General features: G+C 75.7%; 10 protein-coding genes. 1 reads left to right on the forward strand and 9 read right to left on the reverse strand.

All coding sequences use genetic code 11. From position 1 onward, the window contains the following. Nucleotides 1-44 precede the first annotated feature (44 nt). From AB0F89_RS28470 to AB0F89_RS28495, 6 genes are all read right to left on the reverse strand, one after another. The gene (locus AB0F89_RS28470; protein ID WP_367128700.1) at nt 45-224 is read right to left on the reverse strand and encodes a hypothetical protein; all 180 of its coding nucleotides are present in this window, start codon (nt 222-224) and stop codon (nt 45-47) included. A gap of 107 nt (nt 225-331) precedes the next feature. Beyond that, a complete protein-coding gene (locus tag AB0F89_RS28475; RefSeq protein ID WP_367128701.1) occupies nt 332-517 on the reverse strand; it encodes a hypothetical protein in 186 nt (61 codons plus the stop codon). Nucleotides 518-528: 11 nt separating this feature from the next. Beyond that, a complete protein-coding gene (locus AB0F89_RS28480) occupies nt 529-2,895 on the reverse strand; it encodes a lantibiotic dehydratase (RefSeq protein ID WP_367128702.1) in 2,367 nt (788 codons plus the stop codon). Further along, nucleotides 2,888-3,877 carry a thiopeptide-type bacteriocin biosynthesis protein gene (locus AB0F89_RS28485; RefSeq protein WP_367128703.1) on the reverse strand — a complete coding sequence of 330 codons (990 nt, stop codon included), beginning with the start codon at nt 3,875-3,877 and terminating at the stop codon, nt 2,888-2,890. Before AB0F89_RS28485 ends, AB0F89_RS28480 begins: the two co-directional genes overlap by 8 nt. A gap of 143 nt (nt 3,878-4,020) precedes the next feature. Next, nucleotides 4,021-4,794, reverse strand: a complete 774-nt coding sequence (locus tag AB0F89_RS28490) for an ABC transporter permease (protein ID WP_367128704.1) — start codon at nt 4,792-4,794, stop codon at nt 4,021-4,023. Further along, nucleotides 4,791-5,540, reverse strand: a complete 750-nt coding sequence (locus tag AB0F89_RS28495; RefSeq protein WP_367128705.1) for an ABC transporter ATP-binding protein — start codon at nt 5,538-5,540, stop codon at nt 4,791-4,793. The genes AB0F89_RS28490 and AB0F89_RS28495 overlap by 4 nt, the downstream gene beginning before the upstream one ends. Nucleotides 5,541-5,652: 112 nt before the next feature. Here AB0F89_RS28495 and AB0F89_RS28500 point away from each other — a divergent pair, with 112 nt between their 5' ends. Further along, entirely contained in the window at nt 5,653-6,798 is a 1,146-nt protein-coding gene (locus AB0F89_RS28500; protein WP_367128706.1) for an ABC transporter substrate-binding protein, read from the forward strand. A gap of 52 nt (nt 6,799-6,850) precedes the next feature. Here the strand turns inward: AB0F89_RS28500 and AB0F89_RS28505 are convergent, their stop codons facing one another. The 3 genes from AB0F89_RS28505 to AB0F89_RS28515 all read right to left on the reverse strand — a co-directional run bounded on the left by AB0F89_RS28505 (nt 6,851) and on the right by AB0F89_RS28515 (nt 11,103). After that, on the reverse strand, nt 6,851-8,503 hold the full coding sequence (locus tag AB0F89_RS28505) for a glutamate--tRNA ligase (protein WP_367128707.1): 1,653 nt from the start codon (nt 8,501-8,503) through the stop codon (nt 6,851-6,853). Nucleotides 8,504-8,695: 192 nt separating this feature from the next. Continuing rightward, nucleotides 8,696-10,033: an LLM class flavin-dependent oxidoreductase gene (locus AB0F89_RS28510; protein ID WP_367128708.1), complete on the reverse strand. Its 1,338-nt coding sequence runs from the start codon at nt 10,031-10,033 to the stop codon at nt 8,696-8,698. A gap of 2 nt (nt 10,034-10,035) precedes the next feature. Beyond that, a complete protein-coding gene (locus AB0F89_RS28515) occupies nt 10,036-11,103 on the reverse strand; it encodes an ROK family protein (RefSeq protein WP_367128709.1) in 1,068 nt (355 codons plus the stop codon). Nucleotides 11,104-11,156 lie beyond the last annotated feature (53 nt).

Raw genomic sequence — 11,156 nt, forward strand, 5'->3', positions numbered from 1 at the left:
GGACCCGCCCACCGCGGTGCTCCTACCCGGTCGACTCCGACCGGTCAGCTCCCGTTGCCGCCGCCATCGCAGAACGAGACGACCGAGCACACGAGGTTGCTGCACTGCGCCGTGCTGAAGGCCATCGGTTCCGCCGGGGTGACCAGCCGGACCTCGCTGATGCGGGCCTCCAGGTCGGAGATCAGCGTGTCCAGCTCGGCCGGTTCGAGGATTGCCTGGTTCATGTCGTCGTTCTCCTTGTCACAGTGCGTCGGCCACGAGGGCCGCTTCCGCTCGGCGGGCGGGTCGGCGCGGACCCGCCCACCACGTCACCTCATCAGCCCGGGGAAGATCACTTCCCCCCGTCGCCGCCGTCGCCGTCGCAGTAGCTGAGGATCGAGCACAGCAGGTTGCTGCACTGCACCTCGCTGAAGGCCATCGGCTCCGCCGGGGTGACCAGCCGGACCTCGCTGATGCGCGCCTCCAGATCGGAGATCAGCGTGTCCAGCTCGGCCGGTTCCAGAATCGCCTGGTCCATGTCGTCTCCCATCACACTGCGTCGGCCACGAGGGCCGCTTCCGCCCGGTTGAGCGGGAAGTCGGTGTCGCCGGTGACCGGCAGGCGCAGCAGCAGCTGGCACGCCAGGCGGTCGTCGGTGTCGTGCGCGGCGTCGACCACCGGGAAGCCGGTCGGGTCGGGCAGCATCTCGACGAAGATCAGCTCGTCGCCACCGGCGAGGGCGCGGTCGAGCAGGCGCAGCGCGGGCAGCCCGGCCAGGTCGACCGGCGCCTGCCGACCGCCGGCGGGACCGGCGAACACCCACCTGGGCAGCGACCGCGCGCGGGTGAGGCGGCCCAGGGCGCGGAACTTCGCCTCGACGCCCGCGTCCGGCGGCCACAGCTCGTCCCGGCCCACGCGCCACTGCGCCCGGCTGACGACCACCGGTCCGGCGGTGACGCGCGGCAGGTGGCGGCGGTCGGGGAACGCGGTCAGCGCGTGCGGCCGGTGCCACCCGCCGCGGCGGACGTCGCGCGGCCCGGCGGCGACGAGCAGCGCCAGCGCCACGTCCCACGGCGCGAACGGCGCGCGGGTGGCGTGGTGCACGGGCCACAGCCGCTCACCGCCCGCCTCGGCGACCACCGCGCCGCCGTCCCGGCGCAGGGTGATCGCGTGCAGCGGCACGTGCCGCCCGGGGTGGGGCTCGCCGAAGTACGGGAGCGGGTCCGGGTCGCCGGTCCACAGGTCGGTGTGCACGGGTCGGCGCACGGTGTTGGCCGAGCGCGCGTTGTGCGGCGGCACCAGCACCTCCACCAGCCGGCCGCCGGTGGTCCGCTCGAACCGCCGCAGGAACTCCCGGTACGAGGCCGGCGGTCCGGGCTCGGCGCCGTGCAGCAACCGCAGGCCGCGGGCGAACCGCGCGTCGAGGGCGCCGGCGGGCACCGCGCAGTCCAGCACGGCGGAACCGCCGGGCAGGGGGCGCACCAGGCAGTCCACCGGCCACTCCCAGGACGGCCGGGGCGCGCCGACCGCGTCCAGCAGGTCGTCGGTCAGCTCCACCGCGCCGCCGGGCCCGACCGCGTCGCCGGCCTCCGCCAGGACGCGCAGCAGGGCCGCGTAGCCCGAGCCGGGGTCCCGCGCGACCGGCCACGTGCCACGATCGGCGGGGGTGGCCGGGCGGGCGGAGCGGGTGGCCAGGAAGCGGCGCACCAGCTCCGGCACCGGGGTCGGCCGCTCGTCGACCAGCTCGCGGACCGGGGACGACCCGGGCGGGCCGTCCTGCCTGATCAGCGCGTCCACCCGGCGCAGCAGCCCGACGGCGGGGCGCACGTCCGGCGTCGGGGCCGCGCCGGTCACGCGTCGGTGCACGTCCAGGAAGTCCTCGCCGACCCGCGGTGTCGCACGGGCCGGTCCCCACCCCGAGACGCGTTCGGTGACGCGTCGACCGCGCCGCAGCACGCCGAGCCCGACCAGGTGGTCCAGGAAGGCGGTGAGCGCGGCGCGACCGGCCGGCGCGTCGGCGTTCGGGCCCAGGAGCGCGGTCAGGATTTCTTCCTCGGTCCGGGGGCCGTCCGCCACCACGTGCCGCACGGCCCGCAACGCCGGGGTGTCCCGGACCCGCACCTCCCGCAGCCGCCCCGGCTCGCGCTCGTGCGGCGCCCAGGTGACCAGGGACCCGTCCTCGGACCAGTGCAGCCCGGTGGTCGACAAACCGGTCCGCGGCGCGTGCGAGGTGTGCACGTTGGGCGTTTCGAGGGTGGCGAACGGACCGGCGGTCAGCGGGCCCGACCCGGACGTCACCGCGAGGTGCCCGAACCAGCTCCGGGGCGTGGTCTTCACCGCGCCGCGCGCGATCAGCCGCCACAGGTGGTCCGCCCGCTGCCGCAGCCGCTTGCCGTCCCACCCCTCGCCGGCCGCCAACCGCAGCTCCACGTCCGCCACGACGTCGGCGGCGTCGTGGCCGAGCGCCGCCGAGCCGACCGGTGACGAGCGCAGCAGCCGCCACGGCAACCCCGCCAGCCGGCGCTGCTCGGCGGCCAGGTCGTCGCGCAGCCGCGCCTCCGCCTCCCGCACCGAACGGGCGCGCGCGACCAGCCGGTCCACCCCGATCGCCGACGGCGGGTCGACCCGCGCCGCGGCCGACCGGGCCAGCGCGACGACCGCGTCGTCCGGCAGCGGGCGGCCGCCGTGCGCGGCCCGCCGCACCCGCAGCACGGCCTGCCGCTCGGCCGCGGTCACCTCCGGCCGCGGCACGACCCGGTCGCCGAGCCGGGCGGCCAGCGCCCGACCGTGCTCCCGGCACGCGGCGGCCTCGGCGTCGACGTCCGCCAGGGCGGCGAACAGGCCCGGGCACGCGCCGGCCAGCCACAGCCCCGCGGGCCACCCGGCCAACCGCAGCAGCACCCCCTGATCACCCACGGTCCGCCGCCGGTGTGCCCAGGGCCTCGGCCACCAGCACCTGGCGCTCACCGGACAGCGCGGCCCGGTTCCAGTGGAAGACGACGTGGAACGCCGCGGCGTGCCGGGGACCCGGTCCCGCGCCGTGGCCGTCGAAGAACTCCGAGCGCCACCGCCGGCCGACCTCCAGCGCCCGCTCCCGGTGCCACGCCACGACGTCGCGCGCCCACCCCGGCAGCGACCCGACCAGCCGGTCCTGGTCCCGCCACAGGTCGCGGATGCCGCGCACGGCGACGTCGAGGCCCGGCTGCGCCCGCGCCGGCTCGGGCAGCCGACGGCCCGCCTCGCAGCGGACCCGGTCCCAGACGTCGCGGTCCTCCCAGCCGAGGATGCCCAGCCCGTCGAGCGCGGCCCGCACCATGGGCAGCGAGATCGCCCACGCCGGCGCTTCCCGCGCGTCGGCGCGGCGGTGCACCCGCAGCCAGGCCAACGAGTCCGCGGTGAACAGCTCGTGGGCGTGGCGCATCGACGTCCGGCCGCCGAACAGCCCGGCCTCCGCCTCGTACGCCGCGGGCACGACCGCCGTGGTCACGCCACCGGCCGCCAGGCCGTCGGCCCAGCTCAGCACCCGGCCGCGCAACGCCTCGCGGCCGTCGGGCGGCGCCTGGAACCGGACCCGCAGGCCGGGTGGCTTGTGCATGAAGAAGAACCCGGTCGCGATGCCCGCCGCCAGCAGACCGGTGGCGAAGTCGTGCAACGAGCCGTACAGCGCCGGGTCGCGACCGTTCACCGGCGACAGTCCGACCTGGACCCACCGGCGCTCCGCGACGGGCTGCGCCAGCGCGGCGACCCCGGCGGTCAGGAACGCCTCCCGGGCCTCGGCCGACTCCGCGTCCGCCAGGCGGCCGGCCAGCAAGTCCGCCAGCGACACCCACCGCTCACCCACCGGTACCGCGACGGTGCTCGACAGCGTCGGGGCGCCGAACAGGTAGCCAGGCGACATCGCACTCCCTAGGTAGGTGTGCCACCCGTAATACAACTCGGAGCCGGTGCTGAAACCCGACCGCCTCACGGCTTCACCGCATCGTGTGAGCAGATGCCCCGGTCGGTACCGCGAAGATCACCCGTCCGGTGAGCCGACCCCGCTCAGCTGCCGGCGGACTCGTGCCAGCGGCCGACCACCCAGCGGGACAGGGCGCCGAAGACCAGGAACACCGCGATGCCCAGCCCGCTGGCCAGCACCACGGCGGCGAACATCCGCGACGACGCGAGCTGCGACCGGTAGTTGTCGATCAGCACGCCCAACCCCGGCTCGCCCTGGCGGAAGAAGAAGTCGCCGACCACGGCCCCGATCACGCTGCCGCCCGCCGCGATGCGCAGCCCGGTGAACAGGGCGGGCAGCGCCGCGGGCAGCTGCAGCTTCCACAGCCGGACCCAGCGGCCCGCGCGGTGCAGGTCGAAGAGCTGGTGCTGCGCCCTCGGCACCGAGCGGATGCCGAACAGCGTGTTGGCCACCAGCGGGAACAGCGACAGCAGCACGCACACCAGCACCCGGCTGGGGAAGCCGAAGCCGAACCAGAACCCGAACAGCGGCACCAGCGCCAGCACCGGGATCGTCTGCACCACGACGACGTACGGGTAGACCGCCCGCTCCAGCCACCGCGACTGGGCCATCAGCACCGCCAGGCCGACGCCGAGCAGCACCGAGATCAGCAGGCCCGTCCCGGCGACGCGGCTGGTCAGCGCCAGGCCGGCCAGCAGCTCGGCCCGGTTGTCCGGGTCCAGGAAGCCGACCCGCACCACCTCCTCCACCGGCGGCAGCAGGAACCGCCGGCGCGGCGGCAGCACGACGTGGCTGACGAACGTCCACGCCGCGAGCACCGCCACCAGCACCAGCAGCGGCGGCAGCACCCGCTTCACGACGCGCCCACCAGCGCCCGCGACACCACGCCGACCAGCGCCGCGAACTCCGGCGACGACCGCGCGCCCGGCGGTCGGGGCCGGTCGAACGGCACCGCCACCTCGGCCACCACCCGGCCCGGCCGAGGCGACATCACCAGGACCCGGTCGGCGAGGTGCACGGCCTCGCCCGCCGAGTGGGTGACGAACAACGCGCCGAAGCCGTGCCGGGCGAACAGCCGCAGCAGCTCGTCGCCCAGCTCGTGCCTGGTCAGCTCGTCCAGCGCGGCGAACGGCTCGTCGAACAGGAACAGCTCCGGCTCCGCCGCCAGCGCCCGGGCCAGCGCGACCCGCATCCGCATGCCGCCGGAGAGCTGCGCGGGCCGGTGGTCGGCGAACCCGGCCAGCCCGACGGCGGCCAGCGCCCGCCCGGCCCGCCGCCCGCGCTCGGCCCTGGGCACGCCGGCCAGCTCGCCGAACAGCTCGACGTTGCGCCGGGCGGTGCGCCACGGCAGCAGCGTCGGGTCCTGCCAGACGTAGCCGACCCGCGCGGTGTGCCGCGCGACCGCGCCCGAAGTCGGCCGGTCCAGCCCGGCCGCGAGCTGCAGCACGGTGCTCTTGCCGCACCCGGACGGGCCCATGAGCGCGACGACCTCGCCGGGCCGGACCGCGAGGTCGACGCCGTCGACGGCGGTGACACCACCGGGGAACGACCTGGTGACGCCGGTGAGCTCCAGCAACGGCTCGGCCGGGCCGGGTGCCGCCATCACGCCTCCGTCGGGTGCTCCGGCGGGCCGTGACCACCGCTGTGCCACCATGGCAGCCAGGGCAGACCACCCGTCGCGGTGGATCGTCGTGGTTCTTGGGGGAACCTTGCGCATGGTAGCCGGCAGCCGGCTGTTGTCGATCATCGTCGTCGCCTCGGCCGCCGCGGCGTGCACCACGGCCACCGGCGGCCCGGACGTCGCCGCGCCACCACCCGCCGCCGAGTCGCTGGCGGGCGTCTGCCCGGACACGGTCGTGGTGCAGATGAACTGGTTCCCGCAGGCCGAGCACGGCGGCCTGTACCGGCTGCTGGGCGCGGCCTTCACCGTCGACTCGGGGCGCAAGGCGGTGGAGGGGCCGCTGCTGGAGGACGGGCGCGACACCGGCGTGCGGCTCCAGGTGCGGGCGGGCGGTCCGGTGACCGGGTTCCAGCGCGTGTCGGCGCTGATGGCGGCCGACCCGTCGATCACGCTGGGCAGCGTCGCCACCGACGAGGCGGTGCAGGAAGCGGCGGCGTTCCCGACCCGCGCGGTGTTCGCGCCGCTGGACAAGAGCCCGCAGATGATCATGTGGTCGCCGGAGCGGCACCCGGACTGGCGGACCATCGAGGACATCGGCCGCACCGACACCGCGGTCGTGCACGCCAACGGCGCCTCGTACGTCGACTACCTGGTGCACAGCGGCCGGTTGAAGCAGTCCCAGGTGGATGGTTCGTACGACGGCTCGCCCGCCCGGTTCGTGGCCGAAGACGGCGGGATCGCCCAGCAGGGCTACGCCACCAACGAGCCGTACCGGTACGAGCACGAGATCGAGCCGTGGCGGCGGCCGGTGGCGTTCGCGCTGGTGCACGACAGCGGCTACCCGGTCTACCCCGAGGCGCTGGCGGTCGGGGCGGCCGAGCAGGAGCGGCTGGCGCCGTGCCTGCGGCGGCTGGTGCCGGTGTTGCAGCGCAGCACGGTCGCGTACGTGCGCGACCCGGAACCGACCAACGAGGCGCTGGTGCGCATGGTGCGGGAGCTGAACGCGGGCACGGAGTACAGCGTCGGACGCGCGCGGTACGCGCAGGAGCAGATGCGGTCGCTGGGGTTGAGCCACGACGGCGTCACCCCGGTCGTCGGCGACTTCGACCTGGACCGGGTGGCCGGGCTGGTGGACGAGCTGCGACCGCTGCTGGCCGCCCGGCGCGGCGCCGTGCCGGCCGACCTGGGGGCCGAGGACCTGGTGAGCAACGAGTTCGTCTCGACCGAGGTCCGCTGGTGACCGGGCGCGGCGGGCAGCCGAGCCGCCCGCCGCGCCCGTCGACCAGCTCCGGTCAGCCCGCCACCGCGCGCACCCGGCGCAGCACCTCGTCCACGCCCAGGGTGGTGGCCACCGCGTGCAGGTCGGGGCTGCGGGTGGAACCGGTCAGCGCGAGCCGGATGATCTGCGACGCCTCGCGGATCGACGCGCCCGCCGGGTAGGCGTCCGGGTTCTGCTTCAGGTCCTTCGGCTTGGCCGCGAACCCGTGCTTGCCCGCCAGCTCGCGGATCTGGTCGAACCACTCGCCGGAGTCCTCCAGCGGCCGGTAGCCCTCGGCGAAGTCGGCGGCGAACGCGCGCACCAGGGCGGGCGCCACGCCGAGCTGGGCGAACTGCTCCCCCGCCACGTCCTGCGGCGTGAACAGCTCCGGGAAGAAGAACCCGTACGCCTCGCGGAAACCGGACCACTTGCGCAGGTCCTTGCGCGGGTTGGGCACGTCGGCGCCCCGCTCGACGGCCAGCGCGGCCAGCGCGAGGTCGCGGCGGGCGTCCAGCACCGGCACCAGGTCGGCGTCGTGCTCGACGGCCCAGGCGCGCACCGCGACCAGGACCTGCTCGCCGGACAGGGTGGCGATGTGGTCGGCGGAGATGTCCTCCAGCTTGACCAGGTCCACCAGCGGGCCGGCGACACCGCACTCGGACAGCCGGATCGGCGCGTCCAGCGCCTCGGCCAGTGGCGTCTCCGCGAGCCGGCCGTTGGCCAGGCCGCGCAGGTAGTACAGCACCGCCTCGGCCGGGAAGCCCTGCTCGATGTAGAAGTCGACCGACGCCTCGGGGTCCTTGCGCTTGGACAGCTTCCGCTTGCCGCCGGGGATCTGCTTCATCAGCGGCGCGATGTGGGCGTAGCGGGGCGCCTCGAAGCCGAGCGCGGCGAACAGCTGCAGGTGCAGCGGCACCGACGAGATCCACTCCTCGGCGCGGATCACCAGGGTGGTGCGCATGAGGTGGTCGTCCACGGCGTGCGCGAAGTGGTAGGTGGGCAGCCGCACGTCGTTGGCCGAGGACTTGAGGATCACCACGTCGTTGCGGTTGTCCTCGTGCTCCAGCTCGCCCCGGATCACGTCGGTGAACTTCGCCCTGGCCTCGACGCCGGGCGAGCGGAACCGGACCACGTACGGCGCGCCCTCGTCCAGCTTGGCCCGCACGTCGGCGGCGTCGCGGTCGCGCCACAGCGCCCAGCCCGCGTAGTAGCCGGGCGGCATCTTGGTGGCGTCCTGGCGGGCGCGGATGTCGGCCAGCTCGTCCGGGGTGGCGAAGCACAGGTACGCCTTGCCCTCGCGCAGCAGCTCGCGGACGTAGGTGAGGTAGATCCGCTCGCGCCGGGACTGGTAGTACGGGCCGTAGTCGCCGACCTCGTCGTGCTCGTCGGCGGGCAGGCCGAAGTAGGCGAAGGCGTTGTTGAACTGGGCCGCCGCGCCCTCCACCTCGCGCGCCTGGTCGGTGTCCTCGACCCGCAGCACGTAGGAGCCGCCGCTGCGGTGGGCGACGTCGCGGTCGATCATCGCCGCGTAGACGCCGCCGATGTGCACGAACCCGGTCGGCGACGGGCCGAAGCGGGTGACCTCGGCGCCCTCGGGCAGCTGCCGGGCCGGGTAGCGCTGTTCCCAGTGGGCCGGCTCCGGCAGGTCGGCGGGGAACAGGGCGTCGATCACGGCGCGGTCAAGCATCGGGTTCACGGTCTCCAACAGCGGGTGGGTGGGCCCGGAGACTACCAACCGGCCGCGACCCGCCCGTCGTCCACCGAGCACCGGCCGCGACCCGCGTGGTGGGCGGGTCGCGGCCGGCGTCGCCGCCGGTCGGTCGGCGAGGACGTCCCGGCGGTGCTCGCCACGCTCCGCGTGCAGGCGTGGCGGGGTGGCTCACCGAACGGCCGCCCCCGCCCTCGCGTACCGGCTGAGCGGCCTGGGCAGCCCGTAGTGCTCCCGCAGGGTCCGGCCGGTGTACTCGGTGCGGAACAGGCCGCGGCGGCGCAGCAGCGGGACCACGTGGTCGACGAAGTCCGCCAGCCCGGACGGCAGGAGTGGCGGCATCACGTTGAACCCGTCCGCCGCGCCCGTGGTGAACCACCGCTCGACGTGGTCGGCGACCTGCTCGGGGGTGCCGGCCACCACCTGGTGCCCGCGCCCGCCGCCGAGCCGGCCGAGGAGCTGCCGCAGCGTCAGCCGCTCCCGTTCGGCCAGGTCGCGGACCAGTTCGAAGCGGCTCTTGGCGCCGTTGACGAGGTCGACCGGCGGCAGCTCGGGCAGCCGCTCGTCCAGCGGGTGGTCGGTGAGGTCGACGCCGACCAGCTCGGTCAGCTGCCGCACCGCCCGCGCCGGGACGATCAACCCGTCCAGCTCGTCGGCCAGCCGCTTCGCCTCCGTCTCCGTGCCGCCGAGCACCGGGACGATGCCCGGCAGCACCTTGACGTCGTCGGCCGACCGGCCCCGGGCGGTCACCCGGCGCTTGAGGTCGGCGTAGAACGCGGTCGCGTCGCCGTGGGTCTGGTGGGCGGTGAACACGGCCTCCGCCCACGCCGCCGCGAACGCCCTGCCGTCCGCGCTCGACCCGGCCTGCACGAGCAGCGGGCGCCCCTGTGGGCTGCGCACCGCGTTCAGCGGCCCGCGCACCGAGAAGAACGGGCCCCGGTGGTTGACCTCGTGCACCTTGGCGTCGTCGGCGAACACGCCGGACTCGCGGTCCACGACCAGCGCGTCGTCCTCCCACGAGTCCCACAGCGCGGTGGCGACCTCCAGGAACTCGTCGGCGCGCCGGTAGCGCTCGGCGTGCTCGGCGTTGACCTCGCGGTTGAAGTTCTGCGCCGACCGGTCGCCCGCCGTGGTGACGACGTTCCAGCCGGCCCGGCCGCCGCTGATGTGGTCGAGCGAGGAGAACAGCCGGGCCAGGTTGTAGGGCTCGCTGAAGCCCGTGGACGCGGTCGCGATCAGCCCGACGTGCTCGGTGGCCTGCGCCAGCGCGGTCAGCAGCGTGATCGGCTCGAACCGGTTGGCGGCGCTGTGCCGGACGTCGCCCCAGATCTGCACGCCGTCGGCGAGGAACACCGAGTCGAACGTGCCGCGCTCGGCGATCCGCGCCAGGTCGCGGAAGTGCGCGACGTCGTCGGCCGCGCGCGGGTCGGTGCGCGGGTGCCGCCAAGCCGCCTCGTGGTGGCCGACGCCCATGAGGAACGCGTTCAGGTGGAGCTCTCTCGCGGACAACTTCAGACTCCCGTTCGGATCGGGTGGCGCAGGGCGAGGGGGTCGGTGTAGAGGGCGTCGAGCTGGACCGCGCCGGCCGCCACGCCGAGCACGTCCAGGCCGAAGCTGCTGGTCAGCACGGCGGAGGTGGACGGGCACACCCGGGACGTCGCGGCCACCTCCGCGCGCAGCGCGGCGGCGCACTCGGGTAGCCGGATGACGCCCAGTTCGGTGACCACGACGACGTCCGGGCTGACGATGTCGAACAGCAGCGCGGCGGCGCGGCCGACGGTCCGGGCCCGTTCGACCAGCAGCGCGGTGGCCGCCGGGTCACCGGCCGCGGCCGCGTCGCCCAGGTCGGCGATGGACGGGCGGTCGACCACGCCCTCGCGGAACGCCCGCCCGGCCCAGGCGCGGTCCGAGACCGTGGCCTCCAGGCAGCCGCGCCGGCCGCACGGGCAGCGGATCGCCGGGTCGCCCAGCGCCAGGTGCGCGACCCCGCCGGCCGCGGACCGGGCGCCCCGGTGCGCGCTGCCGCCGGTGATGATCGCGGCGTCCACCACATTGCCGACGAACAGGTGCACCAGCGACTCCCGGTGGCCGGCCGCCCCGAACAGCTGCTCGGCCCGCGCCAGCGCCCGCGCGTGGCTGTCGACCAGCACCGGCAGGCCGGTCCGGGCGGCGAGCAGGTCGCGCACGGGCACGTCGCGCCAGCCGAGGGAGGTGTGCTCGACCAGCACGCCCGCGTCCGCGTCGACCCAGCCGCCCGCGGCGACGCCCAGGCCGAGCGGCACGTGGCCGGGCAGCTGCTCGGCGTGCAGCCGGACCAGGTGGTCGGCGGCGGTCGCGAGGACCTGGTCCGGGTCCCCCGGGTCCCGGTGCGGCACGCGGGCGCGGGCGCGGACCCGGCCGCGCGGGTCGAGCAGCGCCAGCGTGCAGTGCTCGTGCGCGATGTGGAGACCGGCCACGAAGTGGCTGCCGGTGTCGATGTCGACCAGGGTGTGGGGGCGGCCGACGCCCTGGTACGGCGCGGGTCCGGCGACCTCGGCGAGCAGGCCGAGGTCGGTGAGCGCCGCGCAGTTCCGGGTCACCGCGGCCGGGCTGAGCCCGGTCGACCGGGCGATGGTGCTGCGCCACGGCCCCC

It is taken from the genome of Saccharothrix sp. HUAS TT1 (assembly GCF_040744945.1).
Classification (GTDB): Bacteria; Actinomycetota; Actinomycetes; order Mycobacteriales; family Pseudonocardiaceae; genus Actinosynnema.

What these genes read in the sequence shown, in the direction of transcription:
- AB0F89_RS28470 (WP_367128700.1), bottom strand. Translation starts at nt 224, where the DNA reads ATGAACCAGGCAATCCTCGAACCGGCCGAGCTGGACACGCTGATCTCC.
- AB0F89_RS28475 (WP_367128701.1), bottom strand. Translation starts at nt 517, where the DNA reads ATGGACCAGGCGATTCTGGAACCGGCCGAGCTGGACACGCTGATCTCC.
- AB0F89_RS28485 (WP_367128703.1), bottom strand. Translation starts at nt 3,877, where the DNA reads ATGTCGCCTGGCTACCTGTTCGGCGCCCCGACGCTGTCGAGCACCGTC.
- AB0F89_RS28495 (WP_367128705.1), bottom strand. Translation starts at nt 5,540, where the DNA reads ATGGCGGCACCCGGCCCGGCCGAGCCGTTGCTGGAGCTCACCGGCGTC.
- AB0F89_RS28500 (WP_367128706.1), top strand. Translation starts at nt 5,653, where the DNA reads ATGGTAGCCGGCAGCCGGCTGTTGTCGATCATCGTCGTCGCCTCGGCC.
- AB0F89_RS28505 (WP_367128707.1), bottom strand. Translation starts at nt 8,503, where the DNA reads ATGCTTGACCGCGCCGTGATCGACGCCCTGTTCCCCGCCGACCTGCCG.